Genomic DNA, 26,428 nt, shown 5'->3' on the forward strand with positions numbered 1-26,428 from the left:
CGATTCCCCCATGTGGTGTACGAAGTCGTTCGAACGCGAGCGAGCCTATGAGGGTGATCGCGCTGTCGCTGTGCATCCCGCGCGGGTCCGGCGGGCCGCGCAGGACGCCGGCTTCCTGGTGAACTCGGCGGGACCCGCCGTCGTCCGGCTGGCCCCCGCCCTGACACTGGAGGAGGAAGAGGCCGCGGCCCTCGTGTCGGCCCTCCCCGAAATCCTCGACGCCTCCGCGGACGACGGCACCTGACGGCGACGCGCGCGGACGGGCCGTGACACCGCGGCCCGTCGGCACGGCCGGTGCCGCCGGCATGCCTGCGGAGCGGAGGAGCCGGGCCCGGCAGGGCCACAGGGCCGAGAGGTCGGGTCCGGTCGGTGGCCAGGCCGACGAGGTGCTACGCGCAGGGGCCGCCCGGGTAGTCGTCGGTCTCCGGGGCTCCGGCCGTCCGCATGCGGCGCAGGACTTCCGGGAGGAACCGGTCGTCGACGTCGACCGGGAAGTTGGAGCTCCGGTCGAAGACCATCGGCTCGTCGGCGCCCGTGTGCCAGATGACCCAGCGCGGCGGCACGGCCGGGGGCTCCCACAGTTCGGCGAAGCGCTCCGGGACGTTTCCGTCGCCGCTCACGGCCTGGCCTCCCCGGTGGCCTCGCGGCCGTCGACGAAGGTCGACACGACCTCGATCCCACCGATCCGGGAGGGGGCGACGCGCCGCGGGTCGTCTCCCAGTACGACGAGGTCGGCACGCTTCCCCGGGGCGAGGACGCCCGCGCTGTCGTCCCAGCGGCAGGCGTACGCGCCGGCGACGGTGTAGGCGCGCAGCGCCTCGTCCACGGTGACGGCCTCGTCGGGTCCGATGGGCCGGCCGGAGACGGAGGTGCGCTCGACCATGAACTGGACGGCGCGCAGCGGGGAGCCGTCCGTGACGGGCCGGTCGGAGCTGCCGACGAGGGTCACGCCGTGGTCGAGGAAGCCGCGGCCCCGGTACATCCAGGGGGCCCGCCGCTCCCCCATGACGTCGGCGTAGTCGTCGCCGAAGCAGCGCAGGAAGTTGGGCTGGACCACCGCGCTGACGCCGAGCCGGGCGAAGCGCGGGAGCTGGTCGGGGCGGATCAGCCCGGCGTGCTCGACGCGGTGCCGGGCGTCGGGGCGGGGGCGCGCCTTCTGTGCCTGCTCCAGGGCGTCGAGGGCGAGGTCGGCCGCGCGATCGCCGATCGCGTGCACGGCGAGCTGCCAGCCGGCGAGGTGGCCGTCCACGATGAGGTCGGTGAGCCGGTCGGGGTCGTCCTGGAGCTGTCCGGTGTGTTCCATCCCCTCGTACGGCTCCGTGAGGGCGGCCGTCCGGGCCATCATCCCGCCGTCGGTGTAGATCTTGAGCGCGCCGACGGAGAGCCAGTCGTCGCCGAAGCCGGTGCGCAGACCGAGGTCGAGCGCGCGGGGTATGCCGTCGTGCTCGTGGGTGCGGACCGGCTTCAGGGTGTCGCCGCCGGGCATGAGCTGGACCCGCAGGGGCAGCCGGCCCTCGTCGCGCAGGAGCTGGTAGGCGCCGAGTTCGACGGCGCTGTGCCCGAGCAGCCCTCCGCCGATACCGGCCTCGGCGCAGGCCGTGATGCCCTCCGCAAGGCAGGCGCGGCCGGCGTGCTCGATGGCGTCGGCGAGCTCGGCCTGGGAGTACGGCAGCCGCAGCTTCCGTACGGCGCCCATGGCGCCTTCCACGAGGAGGCCGTCCTCGTGGGGGACGTCGGCCGGGAGCAGGTCGAGCACCGCGGTGTTGACGACGCAGGCGTGGCCGGAGTCGTGCATGAGGAAGATCCGGCGCCCGTGGCCGACCCTGTCCAGTTCGGCGGCGGTCAGGTGCCGGCCGAGGACCCGCTGGTCGTAGCCGCCGACGCTGACCCAGGAGCCGGGTCCGCCGCCACGCGTGGCGGCCTCCTCCACGGCCCGGAGGACCTCCTCCACGCGGGTGAGCCCGGCGATGCTGGAGGTGCGCGCCTTGAGTCCGGCCCACGACAGGTGCACGTGGCTGTCGATGAACCCCGGCAGCACGGTGGCCCCCTGGAGGTCGACGACCTCCCGGGCGGGCAGCGAGGTCACGGCCTCGTCCACGCCGACGACGCGGCCCCGCCAGATGCCCAGGTCGCGGGCGACCGGGTGGTCCGGGTCCATGGTGAGGATGTTCGCGTTCGTCAGCCTCGTACAGAGCATCATGGGCTGTCCGTCCTAACGGGGTTCGGCCATCACGGATTCGGGCGACCGGCCGTGCCCTTCGCCGTCCTCGGGCGCGAACCGCCGGGGTGCGGCGGGGATCATGAGGGGGGTGCCGGTCTCGGGGTCGTCGATGATGCGGCAGGCCAGGCCGAAGACGTCCTCGACGAGTTCCGCGGTCATGACGTCGGCGGGGGCGCCTTCGGCGGCGACGGTGCCGCCGGGGCGCATGACGACGAGGTGGGTGGCGTAGCGGCAGGCCTGGTTGAGGTCGTGCAGCACGGCGACGACGGTGTGGCCCTTGCGGGCGTGGAGGTCGGCGCAGAGGTCGAGGACGTCCACCTGGTGGGCGATGTCGAGGAAGGTGGTGGGCTCGTCGAGGAGGAGCAGCGAGGTCTGCTGGGCAAGGACCATGGAGAGCCAGACGCGCTGGCGCTGGCCGCCGGAGAGGTCGTCGACGGGCCGGTCGGCGAGTTCGAGGACGCCGGTCTGCCGCATGGCGTCGACGACGGCCGTCTCGTCGTCGGCGGACCACTGCTTGAGGAGCCCCTGGTGGGGGTAGCGGCCGCGGGCGACGAGGTCGCCGACGGTGATGCCGCCGGGGGCGGTGGAGGTCTGCGGGAGGAGTCCGATGCGGCGGGCGACTTCGCGGGAGCGGTACGAGGCGATGGCGGCGCCGTCGAGGTGGACCTGCCCGTGGCGGGGCTTCAGCATCCGGGCGAGCGCCTTGAGGAGGGTGGACTTGCCGCAGGCGTTGGGGCCGATGATGACGGTGAAGGAGTGGTCCGGGATGTCGACGCCGAGGTGGGTGGCGACCGTCCGCTGGTCGTAGGAGAGCGTCAGGTCCTCGGCGCGCAGCCGGGGCGTGGGAGGGTGTGGTGCTGTCATGCGCGGCTCTTTCGCGACTCGGTGATCAGTAGCCAGATCAGGTACAGCCCGCCGATGGTGCCGGTGGCCGTACCGACGGGGAGAAGGGCCGGGGCGAACAGGCGCTGGGCGGCGAGGTCGCTGCCGGCGAGGAGCAGCGCGCCCGTGAGCGCGGCGGGCAGCAGGGCGGGGCCGGCGGTGCGGGTCAGGCGCCGGGCGAGCTGGGGCGCGGCCAGGGCGATGAACCAGATCGGGCCGGTCACGGCGGTGGCGAAGGCGGCCAGGGCGACGCTGACGACGAGGAGCGTCGCGCGGGTGCGGGTGACGTTCACGCCGAGGGCGGTGGCGGTGAGGTCGCCCATCTCGACCATGGAGAGCCTGCGGGAGAGGACGAAGGCGGGCGGGAGGAGGACCGCGCAGGCCAGGAGGATGGCCTGGGCGTGGATCCAGCCGCGGTTGCCGAGGCTGCCGATCAGCCACGCCTGGGCCTCCAGGGCCTCCTGGAAGGTCGCCCGGGTGATCAGGTAGGAGTTGACGGCGAGGAGGAGGGTGCTGACGCCGATGCCGGTGACGATCAGGCGGAAGCCGTGCAGTCCGCGGCCGAGCATGAGGAAGTGGACGGCGGCGGCGGTGGCGAGGCCTCCGACGAGGGCGCCGGCCGCGATCTGGGTCATGCTGCCGTGCACCAGGATGATGACGGTGAGCGCGCCGACGGCCGAGCCGTTGGTGAAGCCGATGATGTCCGGGCTGCCCAGCGCGTTGCCGGTCAGGCTCGTCAGGAGCGCGCCGCTGACGGCGAGGGCGGCGCCGACCGTGAGGGCGGTGAGCAGGCGGGGCAGGCGCAGGGTGTTGACGATGAAGTCGGCGCCTCCCGAGTCCTGTCCGGCCAGCGCCCGGACGACCTCGCCGACGGACAGTTCGTAGTCGCCGGTCGTGAGGCTGATGAGCGCGACCGCGACCAGGACGGCGAGGGTCGCGGCCGTCACGACGATGGCCCGGCCCCGTATCCGTACCGACAGTCCGCCGGCGCGCAGGACGGTTCCGGTGATCACGCGCGGCCGGTGGACCCACCGGCCCGTGGTGGTCGCGGGCGCCGGAGGGGCGGGGGGCGTGTCGTGTGCGGTGCTCACAGCATGACCAGCTTTCGGCGTCGGCACAGCGCGAGGAACACGGGCGCGCCCAGGAACGCGGTGACGATGCCGACCTGGACCTCGCCCGGCGCGCCCATCACCCGGCCCAGGACGTCCGCGCCGATGAGCAGGACGGGGGCGAGCAGCATCGAGTAGGCGAGCACCCAGCGCTGGTCCGGGCCGACGACGAAGCGCGCGATGTGCGGGACGACGAGGCCGACGAAGGCGATCGGTCCGGCGGCGGCGGTCGCGGCGCCGCAGAGCAGCATGACGCCGACGGCGCCGAGGATCCGGGTCCGGTGGACGTTCACGCCCAGCGCCCGCCCCATCTGGTCGCCCAGGGCGAGGGCGTTGAGCGAGGGGCCGAGCAGCAGGGCGATCACCAGTCCGGTCGCCACGAACGGCAGGACCACGTACACGATGTCGAGGTACCGGCCGGCGAGCGAGCCCACCGTCCAGAAGCGGAACTGGTCGAAGGCGCGCGGGTTCAGCAGAAGAACCGCCGAGTTGAAGGCGTACAGCACCGCCGTCACCGCGGCACCGGCGACCACCAGGCGGTCGGGGGTCGCGAGCTGGCGTCCGGCCGAGCCCAGCAGGTGGACGACCGCCGAGGCGAGGGCCGCGCCGAGGAAGGCGAACCACACGTACCCGAGGACGGACCCCACCCCCAGGAAGGCGATGGCGACGACGACGCCGGCGGAGGAACCGAGGCTGATGCCGAGCAGTCCCGGCTCCGCGAGCGGGTTGCGGGTCAGTGCCTGCATGAGCGCGCCCGACAGTCCCAGGGCCGCGCCGACGAGCAGTCCGAGCAGGGTCCTGGGGATGCGGTAGTCGTGGATGATGACCGAGGTCTCGGATCCGTCGGGGTTCCAGAGCGCGTTCCACGTGGCGGAGAACGCGATCCCCCGCGTGCCCGTCCACACGCTCAGCAGAGCCACCAGGACCAGCGCGGCCAGGACGACGAGCAGTCCGGTGCCCCGCAGCGCGGCGCCTCGGCGTGGTGCGGGCAGGACGGTGGGGGCGGCCTCCGCGTCGGACATCACCCGGATTTCGACCGGCAACGACTTTTCCCCCTGACGGCGGTGCGCGCGTGCCGCGGGCGTTCGCGCGCTGTAGGGATGAGGTGGCGGTTCGACGCACCTGAGGCTTGCAACTTAGGCGAGGCTAACCGAACGTGGTCGGTGGGTCAACGCGCCTGCGCACAGGGCGAGATGGCCCGTCAGGGCACTCACCCGCAGGGATGTTCGGCCGCACCACGCCTGCTCGACCTTCAGGATAGCCTTACCTAACTTTCCCATGACTCCGGATGGAGGGTCCCATGCCTGTTGGAGGACCGACCGGAGGACTCGTCCTCCGCGAGGCGATCAGAGGCCAGCGCCGAAGGATCGTCCCGGCGTCCGCGCTCGGCATGATCCACCAGGCGTGCGAGGCCCTGGTCCCCGTGGTCATCGGCGCCGCCATCGACTCGGCGTTCGCCACCGGCTCCGCCCAGGCCCTGTTGCGCTGGCTACTGCTCCTGGGCGTCCTCTTCCTCGTGCTGTCCACCTGCTACCGGACGAGCGCCAGGATCGCCGAGGGCGCCGGGGAACACGCCGCCCACCGGCTCCGCCTCGAACTCGGCGCCCGCGTCCTCGACCCGCGCGGCGGCGCCGACGCCGACCGCCTGCCCGGCGCGCTCACCAGCATCGCCACCAACGACGCCCGCCGCGTCGGCTCCGTCGCCACCGTGCTCCCCTACGGCTGCGCGGCGATCGCCGCGCTCGTGGTCAGCGCCGTCGCCCTGCTGAGGATCTCCGTCCCGCTCGGCCTGCTCGTCCTCCTCGGCATCCCGCCCCTGCTCTGGCTCGGCCACCGCATCAGCCGGCCCCTGGAACAGCGCAGCGAGACCGAGCAGGAGAGCGCCGCGCACGCCTCCGGCGTCGCCGCCGACCTGGTCTCCGGCCTCCGCGTCCTCAAGGGCATGGGCGCCGAGTCCGCGGCCGTGGACCGCTACCGCACCACCAGCCAGGAGTCGCTGGCCGCGGCGCTGCGGGCGGCCCGCAGCCGCGCCGGCCACGAAGGCGCGCTCCTCGCCCTGACCGGCGTCTTCATCGCGGTCATCGGCATCGTCGGCGCCTACCTGGCGATGAACGGCAGCATCAGCGTCGGCGACCTGGTCGCCGCGGTCGGACTCGCGCAGTTCCTCCTCGCCCCCTTCCAGCTCCTCGCCTACTCCAACGCCGAGTTCGCCCAGGCCCGGGCCTCCGCCCGCCGCATCGCCGACGTCCTCGCCTCCCCCACCGCCGTCACCGGCGGTGAGCGGGCCCCCGACGGCGCCACCGCCGGGCACGTCCGGCTGCGCAACGTCCACCTGGGCGACCTGCGCGGGGTCGACCTCGACTTCCCGGCCGGCAGCCTCACCGGCGTCGTGACCCGTGATCCGGCCGCCGCCCGGGACCTCCTCCTCGCCCTCGCCCGCGAGACGGACCCCGCCGACGGACACGTCGAACTCGACGGCGTACCGCTGACCGAGCTCGACCCGGATCTGCTGCGCCGCCGCGTGCTCGTCTCCCCCCACGACGCCGACCTGTTCGAGAGCAGCCTCCTGGACAACGTGCGGGCGGGGGCCGCCGGCCGGGAGTCGGTCGACGCCGCCCTGGCCGCCTCCACGGCGGACGAGGTGACCCGGCTGCTGCCGGACGGCGGGGACACGGTGCTCGCCGAGCGCGGCCGGTCCCTGTCCGGCGGGCAGCGTCAGCGCGTCGCGCTCGCCCGGGCCCTCGCCACCGACCGCCCTGTCCTCGTCCTGCACGACCCCACCACGGCCGTGGACACGGTCACCGAGTCCCGGATCGCCGCCCGCCTGCGGGAGAGCCGCTGGGGGCTGACCACCGTCCTGGTCACGACCAGTCCGGCGCTCCTCGCGGTGACGGACCGGGTGGTCGTCCTCGACGGGGGGACCGTGACGGCCGAGGGACCGCACGCCGCACTCGTCACCGCGAACGAGACCTACCGCAGGGCGGTGCTCGCATGACCGCCCTGCACGACGACCGCGCGGATGTCACGGAGATCACGCCCCCGACCGGCGACACGCAGACGGAGACCGACATGAGCGGAACCAGCACGGACCACCCGGGCCGCGCGCTCCTCCCGACGGCCGGCGGCGCGGAGAGCCTGGCGGCGCTGCGGGGGATCCTGAGCGGCCACCGGCTCCTGGCCGTCGCCGCCGCCCTCGTGCTCGTCGCCGGCACCGGGATCGGCCTGCTGACCGCCCCGCTGCTCGGTCACATCGTCGACCTCGTGGTGGAGCGCGAGGGGCCGCGGGCCCTGACGGTCCCGCTGGTCCTGCTCGTCGTGGTGGCCCTGGCGCGGGGCGCCGCGGCCGTGGCCGGCGGCGTGCTGGTGGCCCGGCTCGGCGAGACGGTGCTCGCCACCGTGCGCGAGCGGTTCATCGAACGGGCGCTGCGGCTGCCCCTCGAGCGCGTCGAGGCGGCCGGCTCCGGGGACCTGGTCTCCCGCGTCACCAGCGACGTCTCCATGATCGCCAAATCGGTGCGCCAGGCGCTCCCCGAGTTCACCCGCTCCGCGCTGACGATCGTCCTCACCCTGGCCGGCCTCGCCGTCCTGGACTGGCGGTTCCTGCTGGCCGCGCTCCTCGCGGTACCCGTCCAGATCCTGTCCGTCCGCTGGTACCTGCGCCGGGCCGCCCCCGTGTACGCGAAGCACCGCGTCGCCACCGGAGCGCTCCAGCACCAGCTGCTCGACAGCATCGGCGGGGTGCGTACCGTACGGGCCTTCCGGCTCAACGGCCCGCACGCCGCGCTCCTGGAGGACCGGTCGGGGGCCGCGCGCGACGTGGCGCTGCGCGGGCTGCACATCGTCACCGGGTTCTTCTCCCGGCTGAACCTGGCCGAGTTCATCGGCCTCGCCGCCATGCTCGGCACCGGCTTCCTCCTCGTCCGGAACGGGGCCGTGAGCATCGGCACCGCCACCGCCGCCGCCCTGTACTTCCACAGCCTCTTCAACCCGGTCAACGCCGCCCTCTACCTCATCGACGACGCCCAGTCCGCCGGCGCGAGCTTCGCCCGCCTCATCGGCGTGGCGAACCTGCCCGCCGAGCGGACCCCGGAGGGGGGGAAGGCGCCGGCCGACGGCGCCGTACGCGTGACCGGGCTCGGCCACGCGTACGCCGACGGACGCCCGGTGCTGTCCGGCATCACCCTCGACGTGCGCAGCGGGGAGCGGGTGGCGCTGGTCGGTGCGAGCGGGGCGGGCAAGACCACCCTGGCCAAGGTCATCGCCGGCATCCACACGCCGACCGGCGGATCGATCTCCCTCGGCGGGGTCGACGTGCGCGAGCTGGGCCCGGAGGGCGTCCGGCGCGCGGTGACCCTGATCAGCCAGGAGGTCCACGTCTTCGCCGGCCCGCTCGGCGCCGACCTGCGCCTGGCCCAGCCGGACGCCACCGACGAGGAGCTGCGGCGCGCTCTCGCCACGGTGGGCGCCCTCGACTGGGCGGAGGCCCTGCCCGAGGGCCTCGCCACCGTGGTGGGCGAGGGCGGTCACCGGCTGACAGTCGCGCAGGCCCAGCACGTGGCGCTGGCGCGGCTGGTGCTCGCGGATCCGCCGATCGCCATTCTGGACGAGGCGACCGCCGACGCGGGCAGCGCCGGTGCCCGGGTACTGGAGGAGGCGGCCGAGCGCGCCCTGGAAGGCCGTACCGGCGTGGTCGTCGCCCACCGCCTCCCTCAGGCGGCCGCCGCCGACCGGGTCGTCGTCCTCGACGGGGGCAGGGTCGTCGAGACCGGCACCCACACCGAACTGGTCGCGGCCGGCGGCCGGTACGCGGAGCTGTGGGCCGCGTGGTCGGACAGCCGGCAGGAGGCGGACGTCCCGTCGGCGGCGGGCGCGCGGGCGGCCGGTCACGCCACCGCGGACGTGCCCGCGCCCGGCCCTTCGGACCGCTCCGGGGCCGGTTCCGCGCTCGGCGGGGGCCGGTAGGCGGGCCGTCCGCACCGGCGGCCCCCATGCACGGCCGCGGCCCGCGGAGGTCTTCCCTCCGCGGGCCGCGGCCGTGCGTGTGTGGGACCGGTGCCGGCCGGTCAGTCCTGCCGGGCGGCCAGGCTCGCCGGACGCAGGTCGGTCCAGTGCTCCTCCACGTACCCGAGGCAGGCCTCGCGGGTGTCCGGCCCGGCGACCGTGCGCCAGCCGGCCGGGACGTCGGCGAAGGACGGCCACACCGAGTGCTGGTTCTCGTCGTTGACCAGGACCAGGAAGGTGCCCTGCGGGTCTTCGAACGGGTTGGTCGTCATGCGTGGTCCCTCCTCGGGGACGGTGCGGTGAACAGCTCGGACAGGGGCTGTTCCGGACGGGTCGCCACGGTGCGCAGCAGCCGCTGGAGTTCGTCGGCGAGTCGCCGGGCCCCGTCGGGGCCGAGCAGGCCGGTGGCGTGGGTCAGGGCGCAGTGCACGGGGCCGTCGCCGCGCGGTTCGTGGAAGCCGAGGGTCAGCTCGGCGCGGGACCAGCCGGTCGGTACCACGTCCAGCGTGCCCACGCCGCCCTCCAGCAGGGCCGTGTCGGCCTGCTCGTGGTGGACCACCATGACCTGCGGTCCCCCGACGGGCAGGCCCGTGGTGCGGGCGACCTCGTCGTAGGGGACCTCCTGCCGGTCGAGGGCGCGCAGCGTGGTCTCCCGGACCCGGGTCAGCAGCTCGGCGAAGGTCGGATCGCCCGCGGTGTCGGTGCGCAGCACGACCGTGTTGAGGAAGCTGCCGACGAGGTCGGCGAGCTGGTCGTCGGCACGGCCGGCGACCATCGTGCCGATGGGCAGGTCGGTGCCCGCGCCGTGCGCGGTGAGAAGGGCCGCGAAGGCCGAGTGCAGCACCATGAACATGCTGGTGCCGGTGGCCCGGGCCAGCTCGTCCACGGCCGTGTGCAGCTCCGCGTCGAGCACGAACCCGACCTGCTCCGCGGGCCGGTGCGCCGGGTCCGCGGCGGCCGGCCGGCCGCCTTCGGCCGGGAGGGCCAGCCGGGCCGGGACGTCCCGGAGCGTCTCCCGCCAGTGGGCGAGCTGGCGCCCGCCGCGGCTGTCGGGGTCCGCTGGGTCGCCGAGGACCTCGTGGGCCCAGCGGGTGTAGTCCGCGTACGAGACGGGCAGCGGCTCCCAGGCCGGGGCGAGGCCCCGGGTGCGGGCCGTGTAGGCCGTGGCGAGGTCGCGCAGGAGCGGGACCACGGACCACTCGTCGACCGCGAGGTAGTGCAGGGCGAGCAGCAGGGCCTGGGCGCCGTCGGGACCGGTCAGCAGGTGGACCCGCAGGGGGGCCTCCCGCGTCGGGTCGAACGTCCCGGCGGCCAGTTCGCGCAGGCGGGTCTCCGGGTCGGCGCAGGACTCGGTGGTCAGGTCCGGAGCCGGGGCGGGCCGCTGGAGCACGGCGCCGCCGCGCTCCTCGAAGGCCGTGCGCAGCGGCTCGTGACGGCCGGTCACGTCGTCGAGGGCGGCGGCGAGCGCCGCCTCGTCGAAGCCGTCCGGGGCGCGCAGGACCAGGGCGTGGTCGAAGCCGGGACGGCTCCGGTACGCCTGCCAGCGGGAGCGCTGGCCGGGTGCGAGGGGCAGCGGCTCGCCGCCGCGCGCGGCGGGGCGCAGCGGCGGGCGGGCGGCCGCGGCGCCGTCGAGCCTGGCCGCGAGGCGGGCGACGGTCAGCGCGTCGAAGACGTCCCGGATGCCGAGCTCGACGCCGAACCCGGCGCGGATGCGGCCGAGCAGCCGCATCGCGGCCATGGAATGGCCGCCGAGCGCGAAGAAGTCGTCGTGCACGCCGACGGAGTCCAGCCGGAGGATCTCGCGGAACATTCCGGCGAGGCGGGCCTGCGACGCGGTGGCCGGGTGGACGTCTCCGGTCATCGCCGACCAGTCCGGCGCGGGCAGCGCCTTGCGGTCCAGCTTGCCGTTGGGGGTCAGCGGCAGCGGGCCGTCGAGCGGCACCACCAGCGCGGGGACCATGTACTCGGGCAGCACTCCGGCGACGTGGGCGCGCAGCTCCTGCGGGTCCGCCTCCCCGGCGGCTCCCGGCTCCGGGACCGCGTAGCCGATCAGGCGGACGATGTCGCCGTCGCGGTCCGGCAGGACGGCGGCCTGGGCGACCGCGGGGTGTCCGGCGAGGGCCGCCTCGATCTCCCCGAGCTCGATCCGGAAGCCGCGGATCTTGACCTGGGTGTCGACCCGGCCGAGGAAGTCGAGGTTGCCGTCGCGGCGCCAGCGGGCCCGGTCGCCGGTGCGGTACATGCGGCTGCCGGGCGCTCCGTACGGGTCGGCGACGAACCGCTCCGAGGTCAGCCCCGGCTTGCCGAGGTAGCCACGGGCGAGGCCGCGTCCGGCGACGTACAGCTCGCCCACCACGCCGGGGGGCACGGGCCGCAGGTTCCCGTCGAGGACGTAGGCGCGGGTATTGGGGTCGGGGCGGCCGATGGGGACCCGTCCCGCCGGGGTGCCGCCGTACTCGCGGGCGGGCCACAGCGTGGAGTTGACCGTCGCCTCGGTGAGTCCGTAGGCGCAGATCAGGTCGGCCGTGGCACCGAACCGCTCGAACAGGTCCGGGGGGACGGTCTCGGTGCCGACGAGGACGGTCGAGCCCTCGGGGAGCTCGCAGCCGGGCGGCAGCGCCGAGACCAGCGACGGCGGCAGGATCATGTGGGTGATCCGCTGGTCCGCGAGGAAGTCGGTGAGCGCCGGTCCGGCGACCCTCGCCTCGTCGGTGATCAGGACGAGCCGGCCGCCGTGGCACAGTGCCATCGCCAGCTCGAACGCGAAGACGTCGAAGCCGATCGAGGCGAACTGGAGCACGCGGCTGTCGGGGCGCAGACCCATCCGGTCGACGGCGGTCGCGACCAGACTGGAGATGCCCTCGTGGGGCACGACCACGCCCTTGGGGCGGCCGGTGGAGCCGGAGGTGTAGATCACGTACGCGGCCTGGTCGAGGGCGACCCGGCCGTGCTCCGGGGGAAGGCCGGGGAGCGCGTCGAGCTCGGCGGCGGTGCCGGGGGCGTCGAGGAGCACGAGCGGGACGCCCGGTACGCCGGGGATCTTGCCCGCGGCCGGCTCGGTGGCGACCACGAGAGCGGCCCCCGAGTCCTCGATCATGTAGGCGAGCCGGTCGGCGGGGTGGGCGAGGTCGAGCGGCAGGAAGGCGGCGCCCAGCTTCAGGGCGGCCAGCACGGTGGCGACCATGTCGACGGACCGGGGCACCGCCACGCCGACGACGCTCTCGGCACCGACGCCGCGGGCGGCGAGCAGCCGGGCGAGCCGGTCGGAGCGGGCGTCGAGCTGCGCGTACGTGACGGAGCGGGCGCGGTCGACGACGGCGACGGCATCGGGCCGTTCGGCGAGGCGCCGGGCGAAGAGGCCGGGGAACGTCTCCTCGTCGACCGCGCGCGGTGCGCCGTTGAAGCTCTCCAGGACGAGCCGCCGCTCGTCGCCGGTGAGGACCTCCGCCTGCGACAGGGGCCGTTCGGGCGCCGCGACGACGGTGGCGACGAGCCGACGGAGCCGGGCTCCGAGTTCCTGCGCGGTCTCACGGTCGAAGAGCTCGGTGGCGTACTCCAGGCGGCAGGTCAGGGAGCCGGGGGCGCCGTCGGCGGGGGTGTGCTCGGTGAAGCTGAACACCAGGTCGAACTTGGCCGAGCGGACCCGGAAGGGCACGTACTCCACGGCGAGGCCGGGCAGGGTGAGCTCCTCTCCGGTCCGGGCGTGGTAGCCGACCATGACCTGGAAGAGCGGGTTGCGGGCGAGGGAACGGGTGGGATTGAGCGCCTCGACGACAGCCTCGAAGGGCACGTCCGCGTGGGAGAACGCGGCGAGGTCGGTCGCGCGGACCCGGGCCAGCAGTTCGGTGAAGCCGGGGTCGCCGCTCAGGTCGGTGCGGAGCACCAGGGTGTTGACGAAGAAGCCGACGAGGTCGTCGAGGGCTTCGTCGGTCCGTCCGGCGATCGGCGAGCCGAGCGGGATGTCGGTGCCCGCGCCCATGCGGTGCAGCAGGGCGGCCACGGCCGCGTGCACCACCATGAACATGCTGGCTCCGGTCTCCCGGGCGAGCCGCCGCAGGCCCTCGTGGGTCCCGGCGTCGAAGGCGATGTCCAGCTCGGCGCCGGTGAACGCCGGGCGGGCGGGCCGGGGCCGGTCGGTGGGGAGCTCCAGCTCCTCGGGGGCGCCGGCCAGCGCCGTCCGCCAGTGCTCCAGCTGCCGGGCGGCGAGGCTGTCGCCGGCCGTCGGGTCGCCGAGGAGCCGCTGCTGCCAGAGCGCGTAGTCGGCGTACTGCACCGGCAGCGGTTCCCACGCGGGGGCGTCGCCCCGGGCGCGTGCCGCGTAGGCGGCGGCGAGGTCCCGCAGGAAGGGGCGGTCCGACCACTCGTCGGTGGTGATGTGGTGCAGCAGTACGACCAGGACGTGGTCCTCGGGCGCCAGCTCCACGACGGTGGCCCGCAGCGGGAGTTCCGTGGCGAGGTCGAAGGGGCGGCCGACGGCCGCGGCGACGAGGCCGGGCAGCTCGTCCTCCGTGGCGCGCACGGTCTCCACCACGGGCCGCGCCTCGCCGGCGGGCAGCACCCGCTGCACGGCGTGGCCGTCGGGGGTGGTGAGGAAGAGGGTGCGCAGCGGTTCGTGGCGGCTCGTCACGTCGGTGAGAGCGGCGCGCCAGGCGTCGGGGTCGAGTGCGCCGCGTACGCGCATGACCAGCGGGAAGTTGTAGGCGGCGGAGGTGCACTCGATCTGCTGGATCATCCACAGCCGCTGCTGGGCGTGGGACAGCGGCAGCTCGTCGGGGCGGTCGGCGGCCGTGAGGGTCGGGCGGGCCGCGCCGCCGGAGCGGTCGGCGCGCTCGGCCAGTTCGGCGACGGTGGGAGCCTCGAAGAGGTCGCGGATGGCGAGTTCCGCGTCGAGCGCGGTCCGGGCGCGGCTGACGAGGCGGGTGGCGAGGAGCGAGTGGCCGCCGAGCTCGAAGAAGTCGCCGTCGATGCCGACGCTTCCCTCGGGCAGGCCCAGGACCTCGGCGAAGAGGCCGCACAGCGTCTCCTCGCGCGGGGTGCGCGGCGGGCGGCTGGCGGCGGTGCCGGCGAAGTCGGGTGTGGGCAGGGCCCGGACGTCGAGCTTGCCGTTGACGGTGAGAGGCAGGGTGGTGACGGTGACGAGCGCGGACGGGACCATGTAGTCCGGCAGGGCGGCCTTGAGGTGGTCGCGCAGTCGCTGGTGCAGCTCCTCTCCGGCGTCGGCCCCGGACTCGGGGACGACGTAGCCGGCCAGGCGCTTGACGCCGGTGGACTCGTCGACGACGACAGCGGCGTGCGCGACCGCCGGGTGGGCGGAGAGGGCGCCCGCGATCTCGCCCGGTTCGACGCGGTAGCCGCGGATCTTGACCTGGTCGTCGGTGCGGCCGAGGAAGTCGAGCAGTCCGTCGGGGCGCTGCCGGACGAGGTCCCCGGTGCGGTACATGCGCTCGCCGGGCTCGCCGAAGGGGTCGGCGACGAAGCGCTCGGCGGTCAGGCCGGGCCGGTCGTGGTAGCCGCGGGCGAGGCCGGTGCCCGCGATGTACAGCTCGCCGGGGGTGCCCGGCGGGACGGGCCGGAGCATGGCGTCCAGGACGTGGGCGCGGGTGTTGCGGATCGGCACGCCGACCGTGGACGTGGCGCTGTCCGCCGTCGACCCGCCGAGCGTGTTGATGGTGTACTCGGTCGGCCCGTACAGGTTGTAGCCGTAGGTGTCCTCGGTGCGGCGCAGCCGGTCCCAGACCGTGTCGGGGACGGCCTCGCCGCCGAGCAGGACCAGGGCGGGGCGGTGTGTGCCCGCCGTCTCGTCCCGGTCGAGCAGGCCCTCCTCGATGAGGAGCTGGGCGTAGGTGGGGGTCACGTTGACGACGTCGACGCGGTGGGCGTCGCAGTAGGCGACCAGGGCCTCGGCGTCCCTGCGGAGCTCTTCGTCGCAGACGTGGACCTCGTGGCCCTCGACGAGCCAGAGCAGCTCCTCCCAGGACATGTCGAAGGCGAAGGAGACGGTGTGCGCGATGCGCAGTCGGCGTCCGCCGGCCGAGGCGATCGCCGGGTCGAAAATCTCCTTCTGGTGGTTGAGCTGCATGTTCGTCAGGCCCCGGTAGGGTGTGACGACGCCCTTGGGGCGGCCGGTGGAGCCCGAGGTGTAGATGACGTACGCGGGGTGCTCCAGGCGGCCCGGTACGTCGTGCGCGAAGGCGGGCCGTTCGGCGTCGGTGATGTCCTCGCCGGACAGGGCGGCCAGCTCGGCGGCCACGGCCTCGTCGTCCAGGAGGACCTCGGGGGCGACGGGGCCCGTGGGGCCGCGCAGGGTCGGGGCGACGGCCGCGGTGGAGACGAGGCAGAGCGGTCCGGTGTCCTCGGCCATCATCCGCAGCCGGTCGGCGGGGTGGTCCAGGTCGAGCGGCAGGTAGGCGGCGCCGGTGCGCAGGACCGCGAAGAGCGCCGCCACCATGTCGAGGGAGCGGGGCAGCGCGAGCGCCACGGCCTTCTCCGGTCCGGCGCCGCGGGCGAGCAGCAGCCGGGCGATCCGGTTGACGCGCGTGTCCAGTTCGGCGTAGGTGAGGGCGTGCTCGCCGAAGACCAGCGCCACCTCGTCGGGGGTGCGGGCCACCTGGGCGGTCAGCATGTCGGCGATGGTCTCGTCCGGCACGTGGCCGCGGCTGCCGGACCGTCCGGCGGTCAGGGCGGCGTGCTCGGCGGGCAGCAGCAGGTCCACGCCCACGGTCCGGGCCGTGGCGGCGCCGGGGGCGTCGAGGAGCGCGGCGAGGCGTTCCAGGACGGTCGTGAACCGGCTCAGGACAGTGGCGGACGCCGCCTCGTCGAAGAGATCGGGCCGTGCCGCCAGGGTGACGCGCAGCCGGGTCCCGGGGGTGACGATCAGGGTGAGGGGGAAGTGGGTGCCGTCCACGTTCGACACCTTGGTGATGCCGTGCCGTCGGCGCAGTTCGGCGGCCCGGTCCTCGCCGTCGGCGGAGCGGAGCACGAACAGGGTGTCGAACAGGCGGCGGTGGCCGGTCTCCTGCTGGAGCGTGCCGAGGCCCACGTACTCGTACGGCATGACGGCGGCGCGCTCGGTCTGGGTCCGCCGCAGCAGGTCGAGCAGCGGCTCGTCCGGGGCGAAGGCGATCCGGGCGGGGACGGTGTTGAGGAACATGCCGATGATGCCGGCCGCGTTCGGCACGTCGGCGGGCCGTCCGGCGACCGCGGTGCCGAAGGCGACGTCGGCGCGGCCGGTCATCGCGGAGAGGACCAGCCCCCAGGCGGTGGTGAGCACGGTGTTGAGGGTGAGGCCGTGCCGGCGGGCGAGGACGCGCAGCCGGTCGCCGGTCTCCCGGGACAGGACGGCGTGGTGGTCGGCCGGGATGACGGGGCCGGCGTCGCGGCCGGTGGGGGCGACGAGCGTCGGCTCGTCGAAGCCCGCGAGGGAGTCGCGCCAGGCGGTGAGGGCTCGGCCGGTGTCCTGCCGGTCCAGCCAGGCCAGGTAGTCGCGGTACGAGCCGGGGGCGGTCAGGCCGGTGGTGTCGCCGCCCCGCTCGTAGAGGGTGAACAGCTCCTCCAGGAACAGCCAGGCGGACCAGCCGTCCCAGAGGATGAGGTGGTGGGTGACGACGAGCCGGTCTCGACCGTCGCCGAGGCGGATCAGCCGGAGGCGGCAGAGCGGCGGCGCGGACAGGTCGAAGCGCTGCCGGCGGTCGGCGGCGAGGAGCTCGCCGACCCGGGCGTTCCGCTCCTCGGGGTGCAGTGCGGCCAGGTCGGTCACGGTGAGCGGGATCTCGGCGCCGTCGGCGATGAACTGCACGGGGCGGGGCAGGCCGTCGCTGGTGAAGCCGGCGCGCAGGCTCGTGTTGCGGGCGAGCAGGGCGCGGCAGGCGGCGCGCAGCCGGTCGGCGTCCAGCTCGTGGTCGAAGTCCAGGGTCTCCTGGGAGAGGTAGACGTCGAGTGCGTCGCCGGAGTCGTAGGTGGCGTGGAAGTACATGCCCTCCTGGAGCGGGGAGAGCGGCCACACGTCGGCGACGGGGAGTCCGGCGGCGGCCCCGACGCGGGCGGTCTCCTCCGGGGTCAGTGCGAGGCCGCCCAGCGGGGCGGCGGCCGGGGGTTCGGCCGGGGAGGCCGCGGCCAGCTGGTCGAGGAGGGCCTTGAGCGCCGGGTCGACCGGCGCGCCGGAGAGGGTCTGGGCGGCGAGCACCGCCTGGAGGGCGGCGGCCGCCTGGCCGGCGTCAGCGGCGGAGACGGTCACGTCGGCGGCCGGCTCCTCGGGGGCCGGTGCGGCGGTGGGCTCGTCCGGCGCGTTCGCGGCGAGCGCGGCGGGCGTGCGGTGCTCGAAGACATCGCGCGGGCTGATGGCCAGTCCCCTTTCACGGGCCCGGGTGGCGACGGCGATCGAGGTGAGGCTGTCGCCGCCGAGCATGAAGAAGTCGTCGTCGGCCCCGATGGAATCGATGCCGAGGACCTCGGTGAAGATCCGGCAGAGCGCGCTCTCCCGCTCGTCGCGGGGCGCACGGCCGCCGGCCCTGGGGGCGAGCTCGGGCGACGGCAGGGCGTTCTGGTCGAGCTTCCCGCTGGGCGTCAGCGGCAGCTCGTCCAGGATCGTCACGGCGCCGGGCACCAGGGTGGCGGGCAGCACCCCGGCGAGCGCGGCGAGCAGGGCCGGGCCGGCGGGCGCGGCGCCGGGGGCCGGGACGGCGTATCCGAGGAGGGTGTCGTCGCGGACGATCACGGCGGCGCGGGCGACGCCCGGCAGGGCGGCCAGCGCGGCCTCGATCTCGCCGGGTTCGACGCGGTTCCCGCGGATCTTGACCTGCCGGTCGGTGCGGCCTAGGTACTCGACGGCTCCGTCGGGGCGGCGGCGCACCAGGTCGCCGGTGCGGTACATGCGCGTGCCGGGCGGGCCGGACGGGTCGGCGACGAACCGCTCGGAGGTCAGGGCGGCGCGGCCGTGGTAGCCGCGGGCCAGCTGGACTCCGGCGAGGTACAGCTCGCCGGGGACGCCGTCGGGCACCGGGCGCAGGAAGGGGTCGAGGACGTGCAGGCGGGTGTTCCAGACGGGCCGTCCGATGGGGACGGAGAGCTCGGTGCCGCCCTCGTAGGGGAAGTACGTGACGTCCACGGCGGCCTCGGTGGGGCCGTAGAGGTTGTGCAGCGGCACGGGTCCGTGCGCGGAGCCTCCGGTGAGTTCCCGCCAGCGTCCGGCGTCGGCGCCGGTGAGCGCCTCGCCGCTGCAGAAGACCCGCCGCAGACTCGCCGCCCAGTCGGGCCGGGCCGCGGCGCCCTCCATGGCCCGGGTGAAGGCGGCCAGCATGGAGGGGACGAAGTGGAGCGTCGTGATCCGTCGCGCGCGGATCAGCTCGGCGAGGTAGGCGGGGTCGCGGTGGCCGTCCGGGCGGGCGAGGACGACGGTGGCGCCGGTGGTCAGGGCCCAGAAGAACTCCCAGACGGACACGTCGAAGCTGGACGGCGTCTTCTGGAGCACCCGGTCGTCGGCGGCGAGCCCGTACGCGTCCTGCATCCAGGCGAGCCGGTTGACGACGGCCCGGTGGGTGACGGCGACGCCCTTGGGGCGTCCGGTGGAACCGGAGGTGTAGATGAGGTACGCGGGGTGGTCGGGTCCGGCGGCCGGTCCGGGAACGCCGGACGCAGCCTCGGCGTCGGTGGGGTCCGCCAGGTCGAGCACGAGGGGGTCGAGGCCGTCCGTGCGGGGCAGCCGGGCGGCCGCTCCGGCGGTGGTCACGACGGTGCGGGCGCCGGAGTCGGCGAGCATGAGGGCGACGCGGTCGGCCGGGTAGTCGAGGTCGACCGGCAGGTAGGCGGCGCCCGCTTTGAGGACGCCGAGGAGGGCGACCATCAGTTCGGCCGAGCGGGGCACGGCGACGGCGACGTACGTCTCCGGTCCGGTACCGCGGGCGCGCAGCCGGCCGGCCAGGGCCTCGGCGCGCCGGTCGAGTTCCGCGTAGCTGAGGGTGGTGTCGTCGAAGACGACGGCAGGGTGGTCCGGGGTGCGGGCGGTCTGCGCGGCGATCAGGGAGACGAGGGTGGCGTCGGGAACGGCGTGCCCGGTGGCGTGCGACGCGGCGAGGTGGCCGCGTTCCCGGTCGGAGAGCACGTCCGTGCGGGCGACCGTGCGTCCCGGGTCCGCCACCAGGGTGCGCAGCAGCGTGGTGAAGCGGGTGGCGAGGACGGCGACGGTGAGGCCGTCGAGCCGGGCGGCGTCGTGCTTGAACCGCAGCTGCAGGCCGTCGCCCGGTTCCACGACGAGGGCGAGCGGATAGTGCACGGCGTCGAGGACCTCGGTACCGGTGACGCGCAGCGCTCCCGGTGCACGTCCGGGGGCGGGGTCGCCCGCGGGAAAGTTCTCGACGACCACGAGCGTGTCGAAGAGCTCCCCGCCGCCGGCCAGCCGCTGGATGTCGGCGAGGCCGAGGTGGTGGTGGTCGAGGAGGGCGGCGTGCTCGTCCTGTACGCGACGCAGCAGGGCGCCCAGCGGCTCGTCGGGGCGCAGGGTCACGCGGACCGGAACGGTGTTGATGAACAGGCCGACGGCCGCGTCGACGCCGGGGACCTCGGTCGTCCGCCCGGACACGGTGGTGCCGAAGACGACGTCCCGGCGGCCGGTGAGCGCGCCGAGAAGCAGGGCCCAGGCTCCGTTCAGGACGGTGCCGAGGGTGACGCCGCCGGCACGGGCGAAGGCGTTCAGCCCGGTGGTGAGGTCCTCAGGCAGCCGGGTGTCGACGTGTCCGGGCCTGGCGGGGAACCGGTCGGGATCCGCAGCTCCGGCGGGCGCGGCAAGGCGGGTGGCCCCGTCCAGACCGGCCAGAGCGCCGCGCCAGGCGTCGCGGGCGGCGTCCCGGTCGCGGGCGGCCAGCCACTCCAGGTAAGGGCGGGGGTCGAAGGGCTCGGGAAGCGCGCCACCCTCGTAGGCGGTGGCCAGTTCGCGCAGGAGGAGGGCGACGGACCAGCCGTCGGCGACGATGTGGTGCAGCGTGAGGAGGAGGCGGTGGTGCCGGCCGTCGCGGATCAGGGTGGCCCGCATCAGCGGCGGTCGTGCCAGGTCGAAGCGGGTGGCCCGGTCGGCAGCGAGCAGTGTGGCGAGAGGGGTGTCGGTGGTGTCGGCCTGTCGCCACGGTAGCGTGACGTGGTCGGCGAGCCGCTGGACGACCTCGCCGCCGGGCAGTTGGCGGTAGGAGGCGCGGAGCAGGGGATGCCGGTCGAGCATCATCTGGAGGGCACGGCGCAGCCGGTCGGGGTCGACGGGGCCGTCGAGGTCGAGGAGTTCCTGCACGACGTAGAGGTCGGCGGCCTCCTCGTCGAAGGCGGCGTGGAAGTAGAAGCCCTCCTGGAGCGGGGAGACGGGCAGGGCCGTTCCGTCGAGCTCGACGGGGGCGGTGGCCGGGGCCGTCCGCTCCGGGACCCGGGCGAGCGCGGCGACCGTGCGGTGCCGGAAGACCTCGCGCGGGGTGAGGACGAGGCCCGCCTCGCGGGCCCGGTTGACGAGCTGGATGGCGATGATGCTGTCGCCGCCGAGCTCGAAGAAGCTGTCGTGGACGCCGACCGAGGGCAGGCCGAGGAGCTCCGCGAAGAGGCCGGCGAGCACGGTCTCCACCGGGCCCTCGGGCGCGTCCGTGCCGCTCACCGCGGTCCACCGGGGCTCGGGCAGGGCGCGCCGGTCGAGCTTGCCGTTGGGGGTGAGCGGCAGTGGTCCGTCGAGCACGACGACCGCGGACGGCGTCATGGAGTCGGGCAGGGTGTCGGCGACCCGGGCGCGGGCGGCGGAGACGGCGGACTCGGTGTCCGTTCCCTCGTCGCCGACCAGGTAGGCGACGAGGCGCTTGACGCCCCGGTGGTCCTCCCGGGCGAGGACGGCGGCCTGCGCGATGCCCGAGCAGGCCATGAAGGCGCTCTCGATCTCGCCCGGTTCGATCCGGTGACCGCGGATCTTGATCTGGCCGTCGGCCCGGCCGAGGAACTCCAGATGGCCGTCGGCGCCCCAGCGCACGCGGTCGCCCGTCCGGTACATGCGGCTGCCGGGTGCGCCGTAGGGATCGGCGACGAATCGTTCCGCCGTGAGTCCGTGCCGGCCGAGGTAGCCGCGGGCGAGGCCGCGTCCGGCGACGTACAGCTCGCCCTCGGCTCCGACGGGGACGGGGCGCAGGGCCGTGTCGAGGACGTAGGCGCGGGTGTTGGGGTCGGGGCGGCCGATCGGGGCGGCGCCGGGCCGGTCCGGGTCGGCGGGCCACAGGGTGGAGTTGACGCTCGCCTCGGTGAGTCCGTACGCGACGACCACCCGGACCCGTCCGGACCAGCGGGCGACGAGCTCGTTGGGCACGGCCTCGGTGCCCACGATCAGGACGGCGCCGTCGGGGAGTTCGCACTCCGGGGGCAGCGCGGAGACCAGCGACGGAGGCAGGATCATGTGCGTGGCCCGGTGCCGCGCGATGTACTCGGTGAGGGCGGGTCCGGCGACACGGCGTTCGGCGGGGACGACGATGATCCGGCCGCCGACGCACAGGGACATGATCAGGTCCCAGACGGTCACGTCGAAGCCGACGGAGGCGAACTGGACGACGCGGCTGCCGGCGGTGACGCCGATGCGGTCGGTGGCGGTGGCGATGAGGCTGCCGACCCCGTCGTGCGGGACGACGACGCCCTTGGGGCGGCCGGTGGAACCGGAGGTGTAGATGACGTACGCCGCCTGGTCCAGGGCGACCGGCACGCCGGGGCGGGTGTCGTCGAGGCGCGCGAGGGCGTGCTCGGTGGCCGGGGCGTCGAGCAGCAGGCGGGTGACGCGCGGCAGCTCGGGGAGCTCGTCGGCGAGCTCGCGCGCGGTGATGACGGTGCGGGCGCCGGCGTCGTCCAGCATGTAGGCGATGCGGTCCCGGGGGTGGTCGGCGTCCAGCGGCAGGTAGGCGGCGCCGGCCTTCATCACGGCGAGCAGGGCGACGACGAGTTCCGGGGAGCGCGGCAGGGCGACGGCGACGACGTCCTCGGTCCGCGTGCCGCGGTCCACGAGGTGGCGGGCGAGCCGGTTCGCGGCGGCGTCGAGTTCCGCGTACGTCAGCTCGCGCTCCTCGCAGACGAGGGCGACGGCGCCGGGCGAGCGGCGCACCTGCGCCTCGAAGGCGGCGGGCCAGGACAGCTCGGCCGTCTCGCGCGGCGCCACGCCGAACTCGTCGAGCAGGAGGTCCCGTTCGGTCTCCGAGGTGAGGTCCAGGCGGCCGACGGGCCGGTCCGGGTCCTCGGTGAAGGCGCGCAGCAGGGCGAGGAAGCGCCGCTCGTGCGCGCGCAGTGTCTCCTCGTCGCAGGCGGCGGCGTCGGCGTCCAGGTGCACGGAGGTCCCGGTCCCGCCCGGGTGCTCCCCGAAGCCGAAGGCCAGGTCGCTGACCGGGCCCAGCCACTCCGGCCGGAGTTCGGCGGCGAGGTCCGCGAAGCGCAGGTCGTCGGAGCGGGGCAGGACGTTGACGGTGGGGCCGACGAGTTCGGCGACTCCGTCGACGAGACCCAGGTCCCTGGCGAGGTCCTCGGCGCGGTGGCGGCCGTGCTCGACCGCCTCGGCGACGGCGTCGCGGACGTGGGCCACGAGGGCGGACGCGGTGGTAGCGGGCCGGACGGTCAGGCGCAGCGGGACGATGTTGGAGACCATGCCGGGGACACCGGCCGCGGCCTCGTCCTGCCGGGCGGCGACGGGCAGACCGAGGACGAGGTCCTGCTCTCCGGTCACCCGGTGCAGGTAGGCGGCCACGGCCGCGATCAGGACGCGCGAGGCGCGGGTGTCCGCGCGGCCGGCGGCCCGGTCCAGCCGTCCGGTCTCCTCGGCGGACAGCCGCACCGAGCGGCGCAGCCGACGGGTCGTGAGCGAGGAGGCCCGCTCGACCAGGCGGACGGGTTCGGCGCGGTCGGTCATGCGCTCCCGCCACCAGGCGCGGTCGGCCGCGTACCGTTCGGAGGCGCGGTGGGCTCGGTCGGCATCCACCAGCCGGGTCAGGGACCAGTCGGGGCCCGCCGGGGCCCGGTCGCCCAGGGTGTACAGCTCGCCCGCGCGCCGGGAGATCAGCGCGACGCCCATGCCGTCCACGAGGATGTGGTGGTAGCGCTGGTGCCACCACACGCGGTCGTCGGCGAGCCGGAGCAGGGCGTGGGCGAAGAGCGGCCCGTCGGCCTCCAGGTCGACGGGCCGGTCGCGGTCGGCGGTGATCCAGGCGGTGGCGGCCTCCTCCGGGACGGCGGCGCCGCGCAGATCGACGACCGGGACGTCGAAGGCGGCGGCGACGGGTGTCTGGCGGGGCGCGCCGTCCTTCCCCGGTGCGATGCGGACGTGGAGGCAGTCGGCCTCCACGACGGTCCGCCGCACCGCCGCGCCGAGGCGTTCCAGGTCGATGTCGCCGCGCAGGTCCAGGGCGAAGACGATGTTGTAGGCGGAGGTTCCCGGCTCTAGCTGCTGGGCCAGCCAGATGCCGTTCTGCCCGCCCGTCACGGGCGTTCCGGGTGTGGGCATCGGATCCGACTCGACGTCAAACATCGTGCGTGGTGGCCTTTCCCTGGGATGCGGCGGCGAGGGGCGGGGTGCAGGACCGGCCGCGGGGGAGGCCGCCCGCGGCCGGCACGCCGTACCGGACCTCGGCGCCCTCCCCCGCCCCGCCTCGGCGGTGGGGTGCTACTTGACGGCCGTCAGCAGCGGCTCGATCTCGTCGATCGCGTACGGGATCGACAGGACGGTGTTGAAGGAGAACGCGGCGCCGATGTCCGGGCCCTGGTAGGGCACGAACAGGTCGCGCTTCTCCTGGTTGACCTTGAGCTTCCTGTAGAGCGGCTCGGCCTTGATCCGGGTGTTGGCGTCGGTGCTGGAGGTCACCCAGACCAGGCGGTCGACGTCGAGGACGTTCAGCTTCTCCGCGCTCAGCTCGGCGACGTTCCAGCCGGGCTTGGCGAGCGTGTCGATCTCCGGCTTCAGCTGGAAGCCGAGCTCCTGGAAGAAGATCGACTTGGGGTCGGTCTTCGTGAACGCCGAGTACTTGCCCGCCTCGAAGCTGTCGGCGACCGCGAGGGTCTTCCGCGCCCACTCCGGGTGCTTGTCACGCACGGCCCTGAAGCGCGCGTCGATGCCCTCGATCAGCTTCTCGGTCTCGTCGGACTTGCCGAGGGACTTGCCGATCTGGCGGGTCATCACCTGCCACGAGGCGCCGTAGTCGGGCACCCCCTCGGGCTGGGCGACGACCTTGGTGAACTTCGAGAGCGTGTCGTACTGCTCCTTCTTCATGCCCGAGTACTGCGCGACGACGAGGTCGGGCTTGAGCGCCGCGATCTTCTCGATGTTGTACTCGTCGCGCTCACCGACGATCTCCGGCTTGTCGGACCCCCACTTTTCCTTCGTCCAGGGCCACTTGCCGTACGGGTCCTCCTTGAACCAGTCCACCGCCCCGACCGGCTTGACCCCCAGCGCCAGCACCGCGTCCTGGTCCGACAGGCCCAGCGTGACGATCCGCTTCGGCTCCTTGTCGATCGTGGTGCTGCCGTACTTGTGCTCGATGGTCACCGGAAAGGCGGACGACGCGGTCGTCGCGTCGGTGCTCTTCGGGGCGCCGGGCTTCGGCTCCGCCTTCTCCGTTCCGCCCCCGCAGGCCGACAGGGCGAGCACGGCGATCGCGGCGAGGGCCGCGCCCGGCAGGTGTCTGCCGGAGCTCCGCGGGGTGGGACGCGTACCAAGGGACACGGACGTTCCTTTCGAAGGTTCTCACGGTGCATGCCTCGCCCGCCGGGTGCGGCGGCTCCGCCCGGCGGGAGGGGTGGGTGGGGCCCGGCCAGGGTGTGGCCCCGGCGGCTCTAGCGCGGCGAGCCGATGCCGTCGGCGACCGGCCGGGGCTCGCCCGGCGCGGGCGTCCGCCCCTGGTCGAGGAGGGAGTCGAGGATCTCGCCGACCCTGATCGCGGTGTTGGAGAGCAGGGACGACGTGATGCCGTGGGTGTGCTCGGTGCCGCCCTGGAGGTAGACGCCGCAGCGCAGTTCGGCGTCGGTCGTCAGCCGGTAGTCGCGCTCGACGCGGACGCGGCCCTCCTCGTCACGCCGGCAGTGCTCGGCGACCGGGCCGAGCAGTCCGACAGGGTCGGCGGGGCTGTAGCCGGTGGCGTACACCACGATGTCGGCGTCCAGGAAGCTCTCCTCGCCGGTCACCAGGGAGGTGATGGAGGCGCGGACCTTCTCGCCGTCGTCCTCGACCCCGGTGAGCCGGGAAACGTTGATGAAGCGGAGGCGTTCGGTGCCGAGGACCTTCTCCTGGTACGCCTGGCGGTAGAGGTCGTCGATCAAGTCGATGTCGACGACCGAGTAGTTGGTGTTGCCGTGATAGTCCATCAGCTTCTGCTTCACGTCGTCGGGGGCCGTGAAGTACTCGTCGACGGCGGCCGGGTCGAAGATCCGGTTGGCGAAGCTGCTGTCGTCCGCGGGGCTGTAGCCGTAGCGGGAGAAGACGGCGCAGACCTCGGCCTCGGGGAAGCGGCGGTGGAGGTAGGCGACGTTCTCGGCCGCGCTCTGTCCGGCGCCGACGACGACGAAGCGCGTGGGGTTCGTGCCGTCCAGGGCGTCGACCTTGGCGAGGAGTTCGGAGTTGTGCCAGACGCGGTCCGTGCGCGCGACGCCTTCGGGCATCAGCGGGCGGAGTCCCGTGCCGATCACGAGGTTCCGGGCCCGGTGGACCACGGTCTCGGTGCCGGTCCTGGCGGTGACGTCGAGGTACTCGATGACGCCGTCCCGTACGACGGGTTCGATCGCGACGACCTCGTGACCGTAGGAGACCATGTCGTCGACCTTGGCCGCCGCCCACTCGAAGTAGTCGTGGAACTCGACGCGGAGCGGGAAGAGGTTCTTGTGGTTGACGAAGTCGATCAGCCGGCCCCTGCTCTGGAGGTAGCAGAGGAAGCTGTACTCGCTGGTCGGATTCCGCAGCGTCACGAGGTCCTTGAGGAAGGAGACCTGCATCGTGGCGTCGTCGATCAGCATCCCGCGGTGCCAGCCGAAGCCGGACTGCCGCTCGAAGAAGTGCGCGGTGACGGTCTCCTGCCTTCCTACGCCGGCGTTGTGCTCACTGAGCGCTATCGCCATGGCCACATTGGACGGCCCGAAGCCGATGCCTATGAGGTCGTGGACCAGAGGGGCGTCGCCAGGAAGGCCCTGAGACATGTCACTCCCATCATGCGGAACTGCCGCCTGTGAGGCGCGGGGCGAAAAGAGGCGC

Annotated in this window: 12 protein-coding genes; 3 read left to right on the forward strand and 9 right to left on the reverse strand. The window is 74.4% G+C overall.

From position 1 onward, the window contains the following. Nucleotides 1–70: 70 nt before the first annotated feature. Nucleotides 71–244, forward strand: coding sequence for a hypothetical protein (locus tag IE219_RS29415; RefSeq protein ID WP_189983025.1), 174 nt, complete (start codon nt 71–73; stop codon nt 242–244). 145 nt (nt 245–389) lie between these two features. Here IE219_RS29415 and IE219_RS29420 read toward each other — a convergent pair whose 3' ends face one another. The 5 genes from IE219_RS29420 to IE219_RS29440 all read right to left on the reverse strand — a co-directional run bounded on the left by IE219_RS29420 (nt 390) and on the right by IE219_RS29440 (nt 5,234). Beyond that, nucleotides 390–620, reverse strand: a complete 231-nt coding sequence (locus tag IE219_RS29420; RefSeq protein WP_189983027.1) for a hypothetical protein — start codon at nt 618–620, stop codon at nt 390–392. After that, on the reverse strand, nt 617–2,197 hold the full coding sequence (locus tag IE219_RS29425; protein WP_189983123.1) for an amidohydrolase: 1,581 nt from the start codon (nt 2,195–2,197) through the stop codon (nt 617–619). The genes IE219_RS29420 and IE219_RS29425 overlap by 4 nt, the downstream gene beginning before the upstream one ends. A 15-nt stretch (nt 2,198–2,212) precedes the next feature. After that, nucleotides 2,213–3,085, reverse strand: coding sequence for an ABC transporter ATP-binding protein (locus IE219_RS29430; RefSeq protein ID WP_189983029.1), 873 nt, complete (start codon nt 3,083–3,085; stop codon nt 2,213–2,215). Then, nucleotides 3,082–4,116, reverse strand: coding sequence for a FecCD family ABC transporter permease (locus IE219_RS29435; RefSeq protein ID WP_189983032.1), 1,035 nt, complete (start codon nt 4,114–4,116; stop codon nt 3,082–3,084). Before IE219_RS29435 ends, IE219_RS29430 begins: the two co-directional genes overlap by 4 nt. A gap of 74 nt (nt 4,117–4,190) precedes the next feature. Further along, nucleotides 4,191–5,234, reverse strand: a complete 1,044-nt coding sequence (locus IE219_RS29440; protein WP_189983125.1) for a FecCD family ABC transporter permease — start codon at nt 5,232–5,234, stop codon at nt 4,191–4,193. 278 nt (nt 5,235–5,512) lie between these two features. Here IE219_RS29440 and IE219_RS29445 point away from each other — a divergent pair, with 278 nt between their 5' ends. Both IE219_RS29445 and IE219_RS29450 read left to right on the forward strand, forming a co-directional pair. Beyond that, nucleotides 5,513–7,207: an ABC transporter ATP-binding protein gene (locus IE219_RS29445; RefSeq protein WP_189983033.1), complete on the forward strand. Its 1,695-nt coding sequence runs from the start codon at nt 5,513–5,515 to the stop codon at nt 7,205–7,207. Further along, a complete protein-coding gene (locus IE219_RS29450) occupies nt 7,204–9,174 on the forward strand; it encodes an ABC transporter ATP-binding protein (RefSeq protein WP_229850178.1) in 1,971 nt (656 codons plus the stop codon). The genes IE219_RS29445 and IE219_RS29450 overlap by 4 nt, the downstream gene beginning before the upstream one ends. Before the next feature lie 101 nt (nt 9,175–9,275). Here the strand turns inward: IE219_RS29450 and IE219_RS29455 are convergent, their stop codons facing one another. The 4 genes from IE219_RS29455 to IE219_RS29470 form a co-directional block, all read right to left on the reverse strand. Further along, the gene (locus IE219_RS29455; RefSeq protein ID WP_189983035.1) at nt 9,276–9,485 is read right to left on the reverse strand and encodes an MbtH family protein; all 210 of its coding nucleotides are present in this window, start codon (nt 9,483–9,485) and stop codon (nt 9,276–9,278) included. Then, the gene (locus IE219_RS29460; RefSeq protein ID WP_189983037.1) at nt 9,482–23,719 is read right to left on the reverse strand and encodes a non-ribosomal peptide synthetase; all 14,238 of its coding nucleotides are present in this window, start codon (nt 23,717–23,719) and stop codon (nt 9,482–9,484) included. Before IE219_RS29460 ends, IE219_RS29455 begins: the two co-directional genes overlap by 4 nt. A gap of 135 nt (nt 23,720–23,854) precedes the next feature. Next, entirely contained in the window at nt 23,855–24,910 is a 1,056-nt protein-coding gene (locus IE219_RS29465) for an iron-siderophore ABC transporter substrate-binding protein (protein ID WP_189983039.1), read from the reverse strand. A gap of 110 nt (nt 24,911–25,020) precedes the next feature. After that, the gene (locus tag IE219_RS29470) at nt 25,021–26,373 is read right to left on the reverse strand and encodes a lysine N(6)-hydroxylase/L-ornithine N(5)-oxygenase family protein (RefSeq protein WP_189983041.1); all 1,353 of its coding nucleotides are present in this window, start codon (nt 26,371–26,373) and stop codon (nt 25,021–25,023) included. Between the last annotated feature and the right edge of the window lie 55 nt (nt 26,374–26,428).

Source organism: Streptomyces termitum, assembly GCF_014650175.1.
GTDB lineage: Bacteria > Actinomycetota > Actinomycetes > Streptomycetales > Streptomycetaceae > Streptomyces > Streptomyces termitum.